Here is a 16,979-nt window from a genome sequence, read left to right as displayed (position 1 = left end):
CCCTAACAAAAGCAAGCCAAATATGTTAATGTAGAGGTATACCCGCATGAACAGTATATTTACCAAATCTTTAATCAGTAAAAAGCGGCCAATTTTCGAATTTGCCGCTTTTTTGTGTTATAATATGGTGCCAGAATAGGCATCGGGATATTGAATCCATGATTTACGCAACTTGCTATTCATGCAGTATGAAGATTAACCAATAAAGGATGGTATGCTTAATGATCAGTACAAGCGGCATCACGCTCCGCTACGGAAAACGTGCACTTTTTGAAGATGTAAATATCAAATTCACACCAGGAAACTGTTATGGCCTGATCGGCGCCAACGGAGCCGGCAAATCCACGTTCTTGAAAATTTTGTCCGGTGAAATTGAATCAAACTCGGGAGAGGTGCACATCACCCCGGGCGAACGTATGGCCGTTTTGAAGCAAAACCACTTTGAATATGATGAGTATCCGGTTCTCGAAACGGTAATTATGGGCCATAGTCGTCTCTATGCCATTATGAAAGAAAAAGATACGCTGTATGCCAAAGCGGACTTCACTGAAGAAGACGGCCTGCGTGCAGGTGAGCTTGAAGGTGAATTCGCCGAGTTGAATGGCTGGGATGCTGAGCCGGATGCAGCGGCACTCCTGATCGGTCTGGGTATCGACCGTGACATGCACGAGAAGAAAATGATTGAACTGAGTGGTAACGAAAAAGTTCGTGTCCTGCTTGCACAAGCATTGTTTGGTCGACCAAACAACCTGTTGCTCGATGAGCCTACCAACCACTTGGATCTCGAATCCATTCAATGGCTTGAGAACTTCTTGATGGACTATGAAGGTACTGTTATTGTGGTATCCCATGACCGTCACTTCCTGAACAAAGTATGTACGCACATTGCGGATATCGACTTTGGTAAAATCCAGCTGTACGTAGGTAACTATGATTTCTGGTACGAGTCCAGCCAATTGGCACTTGCTTTGCAGCGCGATGCTAACAAGAAGAAAGAAGAGAAGATTAAAGAGCTTCAAGCCTTTATTCAACGTTTCTCTGCGAATGCCTCGAAATCGAAGCAAGCAACTTCCCGGAAGAAACAGCTCGACAAAATCACGCTGGATGACCTTCGTCCATCGAACCGTAAATATCCGTTTATCAACTTCAAACCTGAACGTGAAGCAGGTAAACAATTGTTGACTGTAGATCGCATCAGCAAATCAATTGATGGCGTGAACATGCTGAATGATATCAGCTTTGTCGTGAACAAAGGGGATAAAATCGCATTTGTTGGCCCGAATGGTAATGCCAAGTCACTCTTGTTTGATATTCTTATGGGTGAAACGGAATTGGATAGCGGCGAATACACTTGGGGCGTAACAACAACTCAAGCTTATTTCCCAAAAGACAACTCCAAATATTTTGACGGTGTAGACATGACGCTCGTGGATTGGCTTCGTCAATATTCCAAAGATCAGGATGAAACGTACCTGCGTGGATTCTTGGGACGTATGCTGTTCTCAGGTGAGGAATCCTTGAAAAAGGCAAGTGTACTCTCCGGGGGCGAGAAAGTTCGCTGTATGCTGGCGAAAATGATGCAGACGGGTGCTAACGCATTGATTCTGGATGAGCCTACGAACCACTTGGATCTCGAATCCATCACAGCGCTGAACAATGGTATGATTGATTTTGACGGCACAATGCTGTTCACATCCCATGACCATCAGTTCATTCAAACGATTGCTAACCGGATTATCGAAATTACGCCGAATGGCATCATTGATCGCCAAATGAGCTATGACGAATATCTGGAAAGTGATGAAATTAAAGAACTACGCAATAAAATGTATCCGGTAGAAGCTTAAAATAAGCATCATCTACGATACGTTATGCATAGGAACACAAAAGAACCGCAAGCCTCTGTAAGAGGGCTTGCGGTTCTTTTGGTTATGCACTGGGTATCTTTGCGGCTCTAAGTCCTAAGATCCACCAGTACGGCGACGTTGGTTGTTAGGCTTCTTGTTGTTCTGACTCTTCATCGCTTTCGGTCCGCCTTCAAAGTAGGCGCTGGATTGGTTACCGGAATTTGCTTGTTCTTTCTTTTGTGCCAGCTTCTGGCGTATAGCATCCTGCAAACTGACCTTTTTCGGTTCGTTATTTTCGCTCATCGTTATTTCCCTCCCGGTCTTACAGTAAGCCGTCCAGATTGGACGGGATGTACCTATTTTATACGTTTTACAAAAGCCCCACAAGGGCAACCTGATAAAATGCTCAAATCCTTTGGTTTTACCTAGGCCAACATTCTTTCTCAGCACCTACAGCCCTGCCGTCTGGCAACTTTGTTTCGGCTTGCCTACAGCAATGCAGCTTGGCAACACTGTTTCTGTAGACCCACACGCTCCGCATTTGGTAACATGGAAAAACCGTAATACGAAACGTTAAAGGAGTGTCGCCCGGTTTGAACGCTTATGATGAAATACGAAAAGGGGAGCGAGGCGCTTGGGTTAGTATCGTAGCCTATCTCGTCTTGTCCGCCTTTAAGCTGATCTGTGGATATTTATTTGCTTCCAGCGCTTTGTTGGCGGATGGTTTTAATAACCTTACGGATATTGTGGCGTCCGTTGCTGTATTGATCGGGCTTCGGATCTCCCAGAAACCCCCTGATTCGGATCATGCCTATGGTCATTTTAGAGCGGAGACTGTTGCTGCCTTGGTGGCTTCATTTATTATGGCTATGGTTGGGCTGCAAGTGTTGGTTGAAGCCGTTCGTTCCTGGTATGAAGGAGCCTTTGTTGCTCCTAATCTGTGGGCGGCAGCGGTGGCTGTAGTCTGTGCGGTAGTGATGTTAGGTGTGTATCGTTACAATCACCGTCTCGCCAAACAAATTAATAGCCAGGCCTTGATGGCTGCGGCCAAAGATAATCGCTCGGATGCCTGGGTCAGCATCGGCGCTGCAGTGGGCATTATCGGTGCGCAGTTCGGACTTCCTTGGCTGGATAAAGTAGCTGCGATAGCTGTAGGCCTGTTGATCTGCAAGACGGCTTGGGAGATTTTTCGGGATTCTACACATCGTCTTACCGATGGATTTGATCAAAAAGAACTGACGGATCTCAGATCTTCCGTAGCTCGGGTTCCGGGCGTGGAAATGATCAAGGATGTTAAAGCACGTGTGCATGGCAGTCATGTACTTGTGGATGTGGTGATTGAAGTGGACGGAGGCCTAAGCCTGATTGAAGGCCATCAGATCTGTGACAGAGTGGAAGAGCGGTTGAAGCGATCACATAACATCATGCATGTGCATGTACATGTGGAACCGAAGATGGATGAGGTTACTGGGAACCCTTGAACAGGGAGTGAACATCTTGGTAAATCAAAAGAGGACAGCTGCGATTGTGTGCGCTGTCCTCTTTACTTATCGTTAGAACGATTATACGATGTTACTTAATGGCAACGTGGATCCACGCTTTGCCTTTCCAAGTGTACACTTGCACCCACTCGCCGCCGTCGAATCCGTCAACCACTTCACCTGTTGTATCGATAACTTGGGAGCTTAATGCACCGATTGGTTTACCGTTAGGTGCATCATAGAACCAAGTGCGCTCCAGAAGGTTCAGCAACATCGTTGGTACCAGTACTACATCGCCTGGTTTTACAACTGGTTCGTCAAATAACTTATCTGTTGTAGGAGAAGGGTTATTACCATTAGTGCTGTAGGTAGCACCGGTTACTGTCTCAGTAGTACCTTCTACTGTTTCTACAGCAGGTTTGTTCACTTCAACAGCCGGAGTTGTTGTCGTTGTTGTAGCTTCTGTTCCTTTTTCCGGAGTCACCGTTCCAGTAACCGCTTCCTCAGCACCCGCAGCGGCAGCCAGCGAACCCATCAACGTTAAAGCAGCGGCAAAACTTACGATTTTTTTCATTTTGTTTTTCCTCCTCGGTAGGTATGTAAAATGTTGTCCTGATTACAAGTAACCAAGCAAGCACCCTTATGAATCACAAATTATAACAATATTTTCTTGAATCCTCCAGTGTCAACTGGCTCATATGTGGGTATATAGCAAAGCCTGTAAATATCATACTTCAGTGGGATAAAACCGGGTTGGCTATCTCAAAAAGGTCCTGTTTTTTTGGGATTCATACGAGAGTGGATTGGAATAAAGCAGAAAGGAGTGCAATACATAATATAGAAAAGTCGACCTGTGCCTGAACGCACAAAAGCCAATCGGCTTGGTAGCACGATCGGCTTTTGTATGTATTCGTCTTATTGACTCATTCGGAACATCAGGTTATCGCATTCGGCTGCGTCCCGTAATAAGGGAAATCACGAACAGTACTACAAAGATGAAGAACAGTACTTTGGCGATTGAAGCAGCTGCTTCAACAATACCGAAGAATCCGAAGATACCTGCAACCAGTGCAATAATTAGAAATAATACAGACCATTTCAACATGAGGATTCATCCTTTCGTTTACTGATTTGTGGAGTGAGTTGTGTTTCACCTCACCGCCTTGTGTAGTCTAACTTTAACCGAGTGTTCTCCGGTTGAAACATTGGTTTTTTTTCCAAGCGCATGCATATATGAAGCGACATATAATATTGTTTCGTCAGGGAAATCGCCGGGTAACTATAGCAATAACAAAACTGATGCACATATGGAAAGAGAGGTTCTTTTATGATCTATCAAATTAGCGTGGCCCTGATTGCAGTGGCATTTGCAGTACTTGTTTTCTTCTTAATTCGTACCTTGAAATCCGCACAGGGTTCTTTGGACAATGTCTCACAGACATTACAGGAGGTACAGAAGACCATTGACGAACTTAGTTATGAAGTGAAACAGACGGTAAGACATGCCAATGACATTACAGTGGATGTGCAGCACAAAATGAAAAAAATTGATCCTGTGATGGAATCTGTTGAGAATCTCGGAGAAGTGTTGAATGAAGTGACGGCAGCAGCCAAACAAGTCTCCACGACGCTGATGGCCAGATTTCAGACCAAACGAAACCATGCTGAAGAGACGAAGCATGCTAAACCGTCTCATGTAACAGCATCGCCTGCTACATCAACGGACCGTACCCTGCAATCCTATGAAGCTACATATAATGGTGAAGCTAAGGGCGGGAAGAACTGGATGAAGTATATCGATGTTGCAGCAAATGTATGGCAACGCATGCGCAAATAACATGACCGCTTTGTAATCCATAAAGAAACCTTCAGAGCGGTGATGAACCTGATGAAAGGGTGAGAATCATGATGAAACTACTGCTTGTGATGTTTAGCGTAATTTCTCCCTTTTCCGTTCAACCGGCAGCGGTGCCCGCTGCTCACGAGATGCAATGGACGGCAATGGAAGAGAAGGCGTCAGAGGTGACTCTGGCTGTTGATCGTTCCGAGACTTTCCAGCATTTTCGGACTCTGAATGGCATTTCTCTGAATGACACCATGAATGACTTGTTGGCCAAGAAGGGCCAGCCGGGGCATAAGCAGGAAGATCCTTATCTGGGGTGTCCTGAATATCACTTTCATGATGTGAAGGTTGGATTGTGTGAAGATACGGATATTATTCAATATGTGCATATCGATGCATCTGAGAATCACTTCATGTTAAACGGTGAGAAAATTGAGTTGAATATTGAAGCGATCCATCAAGCTCTTGGTAAACCGTATTATGTGGCTGAGGACGGAGAAGTGTTTCTCCGTGGAGATCAGGCCTTAAAGGTATATATGAAGTCAGGCTCCAGCCAGATCAATGGCATTGATCTTTTTGGTGACACGGTTTCCTAGAATTGGTTATTACACAATCGTTTCAACCCCATATAGTATGGTTATATACTAAGTAGCTCGTTATAGAAGATTAAATCAGAGGAGAGTGGAAACGATGAATTCAACCAATGCGCAAGCTTATGCAAAAGTGGTAGAAAACGGAGTCCAGGCGGTAGAAGCGGTGAAAGAATTGCAGATTACCGGATACCTTGCTGATCATATCTTTGTTCTCGCCCATGAGAAGGATCGTACAGATCGAATTGCCGATACGGCAGATGCCAAAGAAATTGGTATTAAGGAAGAAGGCGTATTTGATTCCTTAGCGAATCTGTTCCGCTCACGTGGTGATGAACTCCGGGCCAAAATAGTTTCGATGGGCTTTACCGAAGCCGAAGCCGACTTCTACGAGAGTGAACTCGACAAAGGTAAAGTACTCGTTATTGCCAAAAAGAAAGATTAACCAATATACGCTGCAAGTTAAGCTTGCTGAACGTGGACAAGCTTCTGAACACTTATGTAAAACACTTAATCAAAAACATAGATAAGGAATGGGGCTTTCCCCATTCCTTATCTATGTTTTTGCAAGTTTGGAAGCGGGATCAGGACGCTGCAAAAACAGGGTGAAAGAGCAGGAGGTCTTCTGCAATGTTGCCATTTACTGATAAAAGGTTGTTCAAAAAGTCTGCTTTTGAACACGTATCAATAGAAGTTTTTCGTTTTTAAGATTATAGTTATACTAGGAATTATTATGTCTACTGCCGTTTTGTATGCAAAATTTGTATAATTAAGGTTGGTTTAACCTAATAAGAATCGACAAACCCGGACGCCACAGATAAGGAGATATCAATGAGAATACTTATTGTTGACGACAATCCGACGAATGTCATTATCATTCGAGAAATTCTGAAAAAAGAAAATTATCGTGACATTGTAACGGCGAGTTCCGCCATGGAAATGTTTGAAGTTTTGGGAATTGGAGAGGAAAGCAATGAACTTCGTCCAAGACCGTCGGATATTGACCTCATTTTGCTAGATATGATGATGCCTGAGATGGATGGCATCGAAGCTTGCGGTATTGTGCAGAAATTTGAAAACCTGAAGGATATTCCGATTATTATGGTGACTGCCATCGGTGACTCCAAAAAACTTGCCGAAGCATTGGATGCTGGCGCATCCGACTATGTAACCAAACCGATTAACAAAGTCGAATTGATGGCCAGAATTCGACTCGCACTTCGTTTGAAACAAGAGAAGGATTGGCACAAAGAGCGTGATCAGCGTATTCAGGATGAGCTGAAGCTGGCAGCAATGGTTCAGAATGCCGTATTAAGTCCGGCACTCCGGGATCCTTTGTTTCAAGTGCATGCCATCTATAAACCTTCCTTCGAACTGGCGGGTGATCTGTATTCGTGGTATCCGCTCGGGGAAGGCCGTTATGGGGTACTGCTGCTCGACATGATGGGACATGGGATATCTTCATCCTTGTTTACGATGTTTATCGCTTCTGTCTTGAAAGATACGGTAACCACCTACGTTGATCCGGAGAAGGTTATTCAGGAGTTGAATCGGCGCTTCAATCAGCTCCATCTGGGGAAACAATTGGTACAGTACTATTTCACGGCAATCTATCTGGTTGTGGATACACGAATGAAGCGTATTGATTATGTCAACGCAGGGCATCCGCCTGCATTATTCTTCCAAGATGACGGCAGTGTCACTACTTTTGACAGCGTCTGCTGTCCTGTTGGTTTATTTGACAAAATGGATATTGAGCCACAAACGATCCATTACGAAGGTGACGGGCATATTGCGCTTTATACAGATGGTTTATTGGAAGCTGTTCAGGGTGGTCAAGAGGAGCAGCACGAATTCCTGATCGAAAAACTGAGCGGTTCACATCAGTGGAATGAAGCTGCCATGCAGGCGCTGTTTTTCGACGACGAGATTTCACAGGAACGTGATGATGATAAGTGTCTGGTCTGGATTACTCTAGAAAAAGGGGCAGATGCTGAATGAAGATCAGGAATAAACTGCTGATTGGCTTTACCGCTCTGATGGCCATTTTGATTGTGCTCACATTTGTGAGTTATGAACGGCTGAACAGCAGCAATCAACAGATAGATCAGATGTATCAGGAACGTTATCTCAAAGTAAGATTCACTTCTGCTGCACGCGGAGAGGTTAATGATATCGCTAAAGTGCTGGCTAACTTGTTATTGAATCCAAACAACTCGACTGCAGCAGCAGACGCTGACCTGAAGGAGATGAAGGATCGAGGCGATCGCAACCTCGTAGAAGTGAGAAACCGGGCAGACAGTGCGCCTGAACATCAGCTGGTGGATCGTGTAAATACTGCATGGAATGCTTATACAGCCTATGCTACGAGACAGATTAGCCTGATGTCCCAGAACCGGGTAGAAGATGCGAATAACTACCGCAATTCAACAGGACTCGCCGTGCAAAAAGAGGCCGTAGATAGTTTGAATGCTCTTTCCCGTTATCAGGACCAAGAGATTGATACGGAGATTAAGGACGCTAACGCAGCGTATACCAGAGCAGTGCAGATTACAGTAAGTATCATGATTGCCGGATTGTTGCTGGCACTGGGTGTCATTATGTGGGTGCTGCCAAGCATTACACGTGGTCTGAATACCGTATCCATGATGATCACCAGTTTCGGCAAAGGCCGCTATCGGACTATCCGCCGCATTCAGGTCAACTCGACGGATGAGATTGGTCAGATTGCTAGTGTGTTCAAAGATGTGTCCAGCGATCTGGAAGAAAAACTGGAAGTTGAGAAGGCTTATATGCAGGCTCAACAGGATCAGAACTGGATGAGTTCGAATATTGCAAGAGTCCCGGAGTTGCTTCGGGGGATTGGATCCATCCGGCAAATTTCACAGATGTTTATCAGTGAGTTCACACCTGTGCTTGGTGGTCAGTTGGGTGTCGTCTATCTGATTGATGAAGAGAAACATCCCGACGAACTGAGACGTTACGGTGCATATGCATTTGAGGAGAATGAAGACGTTGGTAAAGAAATGTACCGGATCGGTGAAGGCTTGATTGGTCAGGCTGCACTGGATATGACACCGATTATTCTGGATAATACGCCAGATGATTACGTGCATATTGGTTCAGCTTCAGGTTCAACACGTGCTGCGGGCATCATGATCTATCCTGTTGTGTTCGAGGATGAATTGATTGGTGTTGTTGAGCTGGCTTCCTTTGAAGGGTTCAATGAACTGCACAAGCAATTGTTCTCTCAACTGATCATGAACCTGGGCGTTATATTGAACAATGTTCGACGTCGTTTGCGTGTGGAGGAGCTACTTCGTGAATCCCAGGCACTGACAGAGGAACTGCAGGTTCAATCGGAAGAATTGCAGACACAGCAAGAAGAGCTGCGCCGTTCCAATGAGAATCTGGAGGAGCAGACTGAGGCACTTAAACGTTCCGAGGAATTGTTGCAGCGTCAGCAGGAAGAACTGGAGCATTTCAATACAGAGCTCATTGCCAAGACGAGAGCGCTTGAGGAGCAGGTACGTGAAGTTGAAGAGAAAAATGACGAAATTGAGAAAACGAAGACACAGTTGGAACAACAAGCTACGCAATTATCGATGACAAGCAAGTACAAGTCCGAATTTTTGGCGAATATGTCGCATGAACTCCGTACACCACTGAATAGTCTGCTGATTCTCTCTCAGTTATTGTCGGAGAACAAGGGTGGAAACCTGACTGACAAGCAGCAGGAATATGCTCAAACCATCTACATGTCGGGCGCGGATCTGCTGAAGATGATTGATGAGATTCTGGATCTGTCCAAGGTGGACGCAGGTAAGATGGATATCAACTATGAGACAGTTCGAATGGAAGAGTTGACCAGCTTTGTTCAGCAGAATTTTGGACCAATGGCGAATAAAAAGGAACTCAACTTGAATATTGAGTTCGACAGCAATTTACCAGAATGGGTATACACCGACAGTCATCGCGTCAAACAGATTTTACGAAACTTGTTGTCGAACGCGTTTAAGTTTACCAACCGTGGTTCAGTCAGTCTGATTGGACGGCGGATGAAACCTGAAGAACTGCCGGGATATATGAATACCAATCAGGAATATATCGGATTTAGTGTGAAAGACACCGGCATTGGCATTCCATCCGACAAGACAGATCTGATCTTTGAAGCGTTCCAGCAAGTGGACGGGACAACAAGTCGGAAATATGGTGGGACTGGCCTGGGATTGTCCATTAGCAGGGAACTGGCACGTTTGCTTGGTGGCGCTATACAGGTGGAATCATCCGAAGGTGAAGGTAGTTGCTTTACCTTGTATCTGCCGGATAATCATGAAGAGGAAGCTCTATCGAAAAAAGGTGCTTCAAGAGAAGCGGCTGTATCCTCTGAGGAATTTTATGAACAGTCCATCGGAACACGGACCATGCTATCAAGTCATCAGTCCATCCTCTCTCCTGAACCGGAGCGGAGCGTGGATATGGATCTGTCTCCTACCCATACTCCAGATGTCATGCAGATCGAAGATGATCGGGAGAATCTCATGGAAGGTGACAAGATCCTTCTCATCATTGAAGATGATGTGAACTTTGCACATATTTTGATGGACATGGCGAGAGGTAGAGGTTTCAAAGCACTTGTTGCCCTTCAAGGTGACAAAGGGCTTGAAATGGCACGTCAATATCTGCCGGATGCCATCATCTTGGATATTCAATTGCCAGTTATGGACGGTTGGACCATTCTGGGTGAGCTGAAGAGCAGTTCGGCAACACGCCATATTCCGGTACATGTGATTTCGGTCATTGATGATATGAAGCAAGGATTGATGATGGGCGCCATTGCGTATCTGAAAAAACCGTCCAGCAAGGATTCACTGGATAAAGCTTTCTCGCATATCAAATCCTATACCGAGAATCAGCTGAAACGACTTTTGATTGTAGAAGATGATGAGATTCAGCGTAAAGCCATTATTGAATTGATTGGTCATGATGATGTTGCAATTACAGCAGTGTCCACAGGTAGTGAGGCTTTGAATGAATTACACAGTCAGCGTTATGACTGCATGGTGCTGGATCTGATGTTAACGGATATGACCGGGTTCGAGTTGCTCGACCAGATCCGGGATGATGAATATCTGAACGATCTGCCGATTATAATTTATACAGGCAAAGAACTGGATTCCAAGGAAGAAATGAAGCTGCGCAAATATGCGGAATCTATCATTATCAAGGATGTGAAGTCACCGGAACGTCTGCTGGATGAAACCACACTGTTCCTGCATCGGGTGGAAGCCAATTTGCCGGAAGACAAGCGTCGAATCTTGCAGAAGCTGCATAATAAGGAAACGTTGTTTGAAGGTAAGAAAATATTGCTTGTAGATGACGATATTCGTAATGTATTTGCCCTTTCAAGTGTCCTTGAAGGCTATCGTATGGATGTAACGTTTGCAGAGAATGGTCGTGAGGCTCTGGAAATTCTGGAGAAGAATCCGGAAATTGATCTGGTGCTGATGGATATGATGATGCCAGAAATGGATGGTTACGAAGCCATGACACGAATTAGACAGATACCGCAGTTTGAAAAGTTACCGATTATTGCGCTTACGGCCAAAGCCATGAAAGAGGATCGAGGCAAATGTATTGAGGCTGGAGCATCTGACTATGTGAAAAAACCAATTCAGACAGATCAATTGTTATCCTTGATGCGCGTATGGCTGTATTCGTAAGTTCATTATTCGTATGTTCATTGTTTGGGTAATGAAAGACAATACGACGAATACGCAAGTAACAAATGAAGAAGTGGAGAGAAATTATGACACCGTGGGAACCTACCGAAACAGGGACAGATTTGGTCCGCATGCCGCAAGATGAAGAGCGCGAGCTGATCGAGATTGAGTTGCTGTTGGAAGGCATGCACCGTTTATATGGTTATGATTTTAGAAACTATGCACTGCCATCCCTGAAGCGAAGAATCTGGCATCATGCACATGCCGAAGGTGTTAAGAGCATATCCGGCTTGCAGGAGCGTGTCCTTCATGACCGTTCCGCGTTTGAACGTTTTGTACAGAACTTGTCCATCCCTGTAACGGAAATGTTTCGAGATCCCTCGCTTTTCCGAATGTTTCGGGAACAGATTATTCCTATTCTGAGAACCTATCCGTACATCCGAATCTGGCATGCGGGTTGCTCTACGGGAGAGGAAGTCTATTCCATGGCCATCATGTTGCATGAGGAAGGACTGTATGACAAGGCAAGAATCTACGCGACCGATATGAATGATCGGTCATTGCAACAGGCTAAAGAGGGCGTCTACGGTATTGAGAAAATGAAATTATTTACTACAAATTATTTGGAGGCAGGGGGTACCAGAGCCTTCTCCGAGTACTATACAGCGAAATACAATTCGGTGATGTTTCACCCATTTCTAAGGAAGAACATTATATTCGCCGAGCACAATCTGGCAACAGATCGGTCATTTAACGAGTTTAATGTTATCTTTTGCCGAAATGTCATGATTTATTTCAATGATGAACTACGGAATCATGTGCATGGGCTGTTTCACGAGAGCCTGAGCCACTTTGGGATTCTGGTTCTGGGGTCTAAAGAATCGATACATTTTACAGAGTTCAGTGATACCTATGAGCCGTTAGACCGGACCGAAAAAATATACCGGAAGATCAAATAGGGGGTTAGGTTAGCCATGGGGCTCAATGAACCAATCCACATATTATTGGTAGATGATCGCCCTGAGAACTTGCTTGCGCTTGAAGCAGTTCTGGAATCGGAACAATATAAACTCGTTAAGGCAACTTCCGGAGAAGAGGCACTCCGCTGTCTGCTGAAAGACGAATTTGCGGTTATCGTACTTGATGTGCAGATGCCTGGAATGGACGGAATTGAGACAGCAAAGTTAATTAAGGCACGGGACAAGTCCAAGGATGTGCCGATCATCTTCATCTCTGCGAATAGCAGAGAGGCGGAGCACTTGTTTGCCGGATATTCAGCCGGGGCCATTGATTACATGGTTAAGCCGTTTATTCCTCAGATTTTGAAATCCAAAATCGAGGGCTTTGTGGAGATGTTTATCACCAATAAACGATTGAAGACACAGACGATGCTGCTTCACCAGAAGACACAGGAACTGGAGAAGATGAACCAACAACTCATTCAGGCCAAGGAAGAAGCGGAAATCGCAGCCAATGCGAAGACCGAGTTCCTGGCGATGATGAGCCATGAGATTCGTACGCCGATGAATGGAGTCATCGGTATGGTGGATCTGCTAATGGAGACGGAACTGAAGGAAGATCAGAAGGAGTACGCAGACATCGTTCGTCGCAGTGCCGATGCACTCGTGACGGTTATTAATGACATTCTTGATTTTACCAAGATGGAATCCGGCAAAATGGAATTGGAAGAGCATCCTTTCGAACTAGTCTCCTGTATTCGGGAGGTACTGGGATTGTTTGCTGCAGAAGCAGGCAAAAAGAATCTGGAACTGGACTATTTCCTCGAAGATTCTGTCCCTCAATTAATCTATGGAGATATGGCGAGGCTACGCCAGGTTCTCTTGAACCTGATTGCTAATGCGATCAAATTCACCGACCATGGCGGGGTATATCTGATCGTGTCCGTTAAGGAGGAGAATGGCGGACGAATGGCATTAGAGTTTGCCGTGAAGGACACAGGAATAGGCATTGCATCAGACAAGGTTGATCGCCTGTTTCAGCCATTTTCCCAGCTGGATACATCCATGACACGCAAGTACGGTGGAACGGGCTTAGGGCTGGCCATATGCAAGACTCTGGTCGAAATGATGGGTGGACAGATCTATCTGGACACTACGGAGCAGCGGGGGGCAACGTTTGTATTTACCATTCAGGCGAAACGTTATGTAGAAACCGAACTGGTACAGATGAACGGAGAAGAGAATCTGACGGATGTGAAGAATGAGAATAAATATCCTACGGTATTGATTGTGGATGATCATCCCATTAACCAGAAGTTGATGGCGATCATGCTCAGTAAGCTCGGGTTGTTATCGGACATAGCCGAAGATGGGCAGAGCGCACTGGACATGGTGCTTGGTAGCCGTCATGCCTATGATTATATATTCATGGATCTGCAGATGCCTGTGATGGACGGTCTGGAATGTACACGGCGGATTAGAGAGAGCTTGCCCCAGTCCAACCAGCCCATCATTATAGCCATGACTGCGAACGTTATGGAAGGAATTCAGCAACGCTGTACTGCCGCAGGTATGGATGATTATATTAGTAAACCGGTGAAGATGGGGAATGTAAAACAGAAAATAGCCCAGTTTCAGAAATCACGACAAATGTTAAACTCAGGTCCATCTGCCATGAATCATGCCAATTGAAACATTTGCCAAACTTCTTTTTGTTTCACTCGTGCTGAAGTTGGGTTATTAGGTAAGGAAACCATTGATCAGGAGAGAGATGTCTAATGAATACAAATAAGAATGAAAAATTCAATGCAAGAACTGAAACAGAAGACGGTGTGTGCACAGTGTATCTGACTGGCGAACTGGATTTGTCTGTCGCTCCTGACTTCCGCTTGGTGATGGAGCCGCTCGTGGACAACAAGGAACAGGATCTTATGATCAACATGAAAGACTTGAAGTATATCGATAGTACAGGGATTGGCATCCTGCTATCTGTTCTGAAGGCTAGACATGGAATGGAAGCTCGCTTTGAAGTACAGGAAGTTCCTGCGCAAATCCAGAAACTTTTTGACATGACGGGCATCGCCAAATTCTTTGTCACACAGAAGAATTCCCAATAGGAAAGGATCGAAAAAGGAATGAATGCAGAAGTTCAAAGAGTCACCCTTAATTTACCGGCGACAGCTGATTACGTTGATATTGTAAGACTCAATCTTTATGGAGTAGCATCCAAAATGGGATTCTCTTATGAAGACATTGAGGATATGAAAGTTGCTGTATCCGAGGCCTGTAACAACTCTGTACTGTATGCCTACTCACATGAAGGCGGCATGGTTGAAGTCGTATTTGAAGTGGATGGCGAAACATTGTCCATTACTGTTAAAGACGAAGGTGCCAGTTTCGAGAACATGAACCCTGCCGTGTCACGTGCCGGTCTTCACGACAAAGAATTGACAGAAGCTCAGATTGGCGGACTCGGGTTCTACCTGATGCAAGCCTTGATGGACGATGTCAGTGTGGAAAGTGAGGCGGGCAAAGGTACGAAAGTAGTACTCGTAAAACGTCTTGCAAGAAGTGAGGAGAAAGTATGAGTGAAAAAGTGACTCCCCCAGAGTCCATGTCTGAAGCAATAGGTTTGATCTGGGAATACCAGCAAACCCAAGATAATGAAATTGCAACAGTTCTCATCCGTAAATATGAACCGATGGTAAAGATGGCAGCAGGTAAAATTGCTCGGAATCGCCCCGATCTATACGAGGACTTGTATCAGACCGGGCAGATGGCATTGATTCGTTTGCTCAAGCAATACGATATCAACCTGGGTATCCCATTTGAACCTTATGCCATGAAGAGCATGATCGGTCATATGAAGAACTATTTGCGTGACAAATCCTGGTATATTCAGGTGCCCCGTAGAATCAAGGAAAAGGGAGCACTTGTGCAGCATGCCATTGATGAGCTAACCGTGAAGCTGGAGCGCTCACCTGGTGTGAACGAGATTGCTGAATACCTTGATTTGACTGCAGAAGAGACGATTGAGGTTCTAGCTGGTCGGGAATGTTACCACTATGTGTCGCTGGATTCTCCGTTATCTCAGGATGACAGTGCAGCCACATTGGGAGAACTGATCAGTGCAGATGTAAATGACTTCGATTCAGTTGAAAAACGGATGGACTTGCAACAGGCATTGGCGCAATTGAAGGAACAGGAACAGAAGGTACTTATTCTAGCATTCCAGGATGGCCAGTCTCAGCGGGCAATTGCCCAGAAGCTTGGTGTTTCACAGATGAGTGTATCTCGGATTCAGAAGCGAGCTACAGAGAAATTGAAACAGATCATGTCCAATGCTTCAATGTTATGAAAGATGAATCCCTGATGTTGTTGAGCACGGCATAGAGAAGGACACGTAATTCCATTGGAATACATACGTGTCCTTTTTGGGATTAAAAAGGTTGTATGCATGCAATAAACATATGTGCAGGAGTGGATATTGTGATTGTGGACCAAATCAAGCTGGAGGCTCGTCGCGACAAGTTATCTTACTCAGATCATTGGCAGTGGTGGGATTGGGTTGCACCTGATACGGATAGCATGAAGAATGCCTTGGAGGACCTGACCGAGGCCTTTCCGAATATGCAGTATTGGCTTCATAAAATTCAGGAAGTGGAATCGAATTATTTGTCCGTCCGTTTCGTGAATGGTACTGAGCCCGTCATATTTGGCTCCTTGTTATATGCGATTAAGAATGAGAGAGATGACAAACGAAAAGATAATCAGATGTTCTTTTATGTCGATCGCACCAACCTGGTTACCTTGAATATGGATGACAATACAAGAGGCATTATGAAGACAGATGAACGTGCGAATATGTTGCAACAATGTACGGTGGCGAGGGATGGCATGTTCGTACTTTTTCGAGCTATACTGCATTACTATCATGTGGGTATGGATCATTTTGAGATGAACCTGCGTGATTTGGAACGAAAGATGGAGTCTCGTAATGCACGTACCTTGATGGACCAGATTCTCGCTGCCCGATTTGAATTGTTATACTGGAGTAATCTGTTTATCCCATACTCGGAACTCATGGCCGCTGCCCATGAAGCTTACCTGAGTGAGATGAAAGACAATCGTTACTTTCTACAGCTTCAATATCGTGTGGAACGGATGGAGCGTCTCTTTAACCATTATGAGAAAGAGATTGACACTTTAATCTCTATTGATAATGCCATCTCAGGGGTTCGTGGCAATGAGATTATGAAGACGCTAACCATAGTTACAGCTGTGTTCATACCGGCAACGGCTGCTGGAGCGATATGGGGCATGAACTTTGAGAATCTGCCTCTGATCGACAAGAGCTGGGGAGTTGTACTGGTCATCGGACTGATTATCTTTAGCATGATCAGCATGTATGTATGGCTGATGATGAAAGGATGGACAGGAGACCTGCTGAAAGTGAAGTCTTCACAGCCTTCAGCTGAAGAGATCGAGAAAAAAGGAGCAACAGAAACGCATAGGGGATAGCCTATTGGCTAGTCC

General features: G+C 45.0%; 16 protein-coding genes. 13 read left to right on the top strand and 3 right to left on the bottom strand.

Features of this window, described 5'->3' with window-relative positions:
• Nucleotides 1-221 precede the first annotated feature (221 nt).
• Nucleotides 222-1,847 (top strand): ABC-F family ATP-binding cassette domain-containing protein, encoded by a 1,626-nt coding sequence (locus tag FS628_RS25755; protein ID WP_145325810.1) that lies wholly within the window; start codon nucleotides 222-224, stop codon nucleotides 1,845-1,847.
• 114 nt (nucleotides 1,848-1,961) lie between these two features.
• Here FS628_RS25755 and FS628_RS25750 read toward each other — a convergent pair whose 3' ends face one another.
• On the bottom strand, nucleotides 1,962-2,150 hold the full coding sequence (locus FS628_RS25750) for a hypothetical protein (RefSeq protein WP_017692261.1): 189 nt from the start codon (nucleotides 2,148-2,150) through the stop codon (nucleotides 1,962-1,964).
• A gap of 290 nt (nucleotides 2,151-2,440) precedes the next feature.
• On the opposite strand from FS628_RS25750, the gene FS628_RS25745 reads away from it, so the two are divergent.
• Entirely contained in the window at nucleotides 2,441-3,328 is an 888-nt protein-coding gene (locus tag FS628_RS25745; protein ID WP_145325809.1) for a cation diffusion facilitator family transporter, read from the top strand.
• Between the two features lie 91 nt (nucleotides 3,329-3,419).
• Here FS628_RS25745 and FS628_RS25740 read toward each other — a convergent pair whose 3' ends face one another.
• Together FS628_RS25740 and FS628_RS25735 are read right to left on the bottom strand one after the other, a co-directional pair.
• The gene (locus FS628_RS25740) at nucleotides 3,420-3,902 is read right to left on the bottom strand and encodes a hypothetical protein (RefSeq protein ID WP_260871192.1); all 483 of its coding nucleotides are present in this window, start codon (nucleotides 3,900-3,902) and stop codon (nucleotides 3,420-3,422) included.
• A gap of 366 nt (nucleotides 3,903-4,268) precedes the next feature.
• Complete coding sequence (locus FS628_RS25735; RefSeq protein WP_017692264.1) at nucleotides 4,269-4,433, bottom strand: DUF1328 domain-containing protein; 165 nt, start codon at nucleotides 4,431-4,433, stop codon at nucleotides 4,269-4,271.
• Nucleotides 4,434-4,655: 222 nt separating this feature from the next.
• On the opposite strand from FS628_RS25735, the gene FS628_RS25730 reads away from it, so the two are divergent.
• From FS628_RS25730 to FS628_RS25680, 11 genes are all read left to right on the top strand, one after another.
• A complete protein-coding gene (locus FS628_RS25730; protein ID WP_145325808.1) occupies nucleotides 4,656-5,165 on the top strand; it encodes a DUF948 domain-containing protein in 510 nt (169 codons plus the stop codon).
• Between the two features lie 68 nt (nucleotides 5,166-5,233).
• Nucleotides 5,234-5,767: a hypothetical protein gene (locus FS628_RS25725; protein WP_145325807.1), complete on the top strand. Its 534-nt coding sequence runs from the start codon at nucleotides 5,234-5,236 to the stop codon at nucleotides 5,765-5,767.
• Between the two features lie 94 nt (nucleotides 5,768-5,861).
• Complete coding sequence (locus FS628_RS25720) at nucleotides 5,862-6,206, top strand: general stress protein (protein ID WP_062836465.1); 345 nt, start codon at nucleotides 5,862-5,864, stop codon at nucleotides 6,204-6,206.
• Nucleotides 6,207-6,592: 386 nt separating this feature from the next.
• Entirely contained in the window at nucleotides 6,593-7,762 is a 1,170-nt protein-coding gene (locus FS628_RS25715) for a PP2C family protein-serine/threonine phosphatase (protein ID WP_145325806.1), read from the top strand.
• Entirely contained in the window at nucleotides 7,759-11,484 is a 3,726-nt protein-coding gene (locus FS628_RS25710) for a response regulator (RefSeq protein WP_145325805.1), read from the top strand. Before FS628_RS25715 ends, FS628_RS25710 begins: the two co-directional genes overlap by 4 nt.
• Nucleotides 11,485-11,570: 86 nt before the next feature.
• Nucleotides 11,571-12,443, top strand: a complete 873-nt coding sequence (locus FS628_RS25705) for a CheR family methyltransferase (RefSeq protein ID WP_145325804.1) — start codon at nucleotides 11,571-11,573, stop codon at nucleotides 12,441-12,443.
• Between the two features lie 15 nt (nucleotides 12,444-12,458).
• The gene (locus FS628_RS25700) at nucleotides 12,459-14,135 is read left to right on the top strand and encodes a response regulator (RefSeq protein ID WP_145325803.1); all 1,677 of its coding nucleotides are present in this window, start codon (nucleotides 12,459-12,461) and stop codon (nucleotides 14,133-14,135) included.
• 86 nt (nucleotides 14,136-14,221) lie between these two features.
• On the top strand, nucleotides 14,222-14,560 hold the full coding sequence (locus FS628_RS25695; protein WP_145325802.1) for an STAS domain-containing protein: 339 nt from the start codon (nucleotides 14,222-14,224) through the stop codon (nucleotides 14,558-14,560).
• A gap of 18 nt (nucleotides 14,561-14,578) precedes the next feature.
• Complete coding sequence (gene rsbW, locus FS628_RS25690) at nucleotides 14,579-15,031, top strand: anti-sigma B factor RsbW (RefSeq protein WP_145325801.1); 453 nt, start codon at nucleotides 14,579-14,581, stop codon at nucleotides 15,029-15,031.
• Complete coding sequence (locus FS628_RS25685; RefSeq protein WP_145325800.1) at nucleotides 15,028-15,801, top strand: sigma-70 family RNA polymerase sigma factor; 774 nt, start codon at nucleotides 15,028-15,030, stop codon at nucleotides 15,799-15,801. Before rsbW ends, FS628_RS25685 begins: the two co-directional genes overlap by 4 nt.
• A 131-nt stretch (nucleotides 15,802-15,932) precedes the next feature.
• Complete coding sequence (locus tag FS628_RS25680; RefSeq protein WP_260871191.1) at nucleotides 15,933-16,964, top strand: magnesium transporter CorA family protein; 1,032 nt, start codon at nucleotides 15,933-15,935, stop codon at nucleotides 16,962-16,964.
• Nucleotides 16,965-16,979 lie beyond the last annotated feature (15 nt).

Source organism: Paenibacillus xylanexedens, assembly GCF_007676705.1.
Taxonomy (GTDB): Bacteria; Bacillota; Bacilli; order Paenibacillales; family Paenibacillaceae; genus Paenibacillus; species Paenibacillus xylanexedens_C.
The sequence above is the reverse complement of the archived record's forward strand: the minus strand, read 5'-3'. Positions and strand labels throughout refer to the sequence as shown.

Excerpts from the sequence above, each read along its gene's own strand:
- FS628_RS25755 (WP_145325810.1), top strand. The coding sequence starts at position 222 with ATGATCAGTACAAGCGGCATCACGCTCCGCTACGGAAAACGTGCACTT.
- FS628_RS25750 (WP_017692261.1), bottom strand. The coding sequence starts at position 2,150 with ATGAGCGAAAATAACGAACCGAAAAAGGTCAGTTTGCAGGATGCTATA.
- rsbW (WP_145325801.1), top strand. The coding sequence starts at position 14,579 with ATGAATGCAGAAGTTCAAAGAGTCACCCTTAATTTACCGGCGACAGCT.
- FS628_RS25700 (WP_145325803.1), top strand. The coding sequence starts at position 12,459 with ATGGGGCTCAATGAACCAATCCACATATTATTGGTAGATGATCGCCCT.
- FS628_RS25705 (WP_145325804.1), top strand. The coding sequence starts at position 11,571 with ATGACACCGTGGGAACCTACCGAAACAGGGACAGATTTGGTCCGCATG.
- FS628_RS25685 (WP_145325800.1), top strand. The coding sequence starts at position 15,028 with ATGAGTGAAAAAGTGACTCCCCCAGAGTCCATGTCTGAAGCAATAGGT.
- FS628_RS25730 (WP_145325808.1), top strand. The coding sequence starts at position 4,656 with ATGATCTATCAAATTAGCGTGGCCCTGATTGCAGTGGCATTTGCAGTA.
- FS628_RS25735 (WP_017692264.1), bottom strand. The coding sequence starts at position 4,433 with ATGTTGAAATGGTCTGTATTATTTCTAATTATTGCACTGGTTGCAGGT.
- FS628_RS25695 (WP_145325802.1), top strand. The coding sequence starts at position 14,222 with ATGAATACAAATAAGAATGAAAAATTCAATGCAAGAACTGAAACAGAA.
- FS628_RS25715 (WP_145325806.1), top strand. The coding sequence starts at position 6,593 with ATGAGAATACTTATTGTTGACGACAATCCGACGAATGTCATTATCATT.
- FS628_RS25710 (WP_145325805.1), top strand. The coding sequence starts at position 7,759 with ATGAAGATCAGGAATAAACTGCTGATTGGCTTTACCGCTCTGATGGCC.
- FS628_RS25725 (WP_145325807.1), top strand. The coding sequence starts at position 5,234 with ATGATGAAACTACTGCTTGTGATGTTTAGCGTAATTTCTCCCTTTTCC.
- FS628_RS25720 (WP_062836465.1), top strand. The coding sequence starts at position 5,862 with ATGAATTCAACCAATGCGCAAGCTTATGCAAAAGTGGTAGAAAACGGA.
- FS628_RS25740 (WP_260871192.1), bottom strand. The coding sequence starts at position 3,902 with ATGAAAAAAATCGTAAGTTTTGCCGCTGCTTTAACGTTGATGGGTTCG.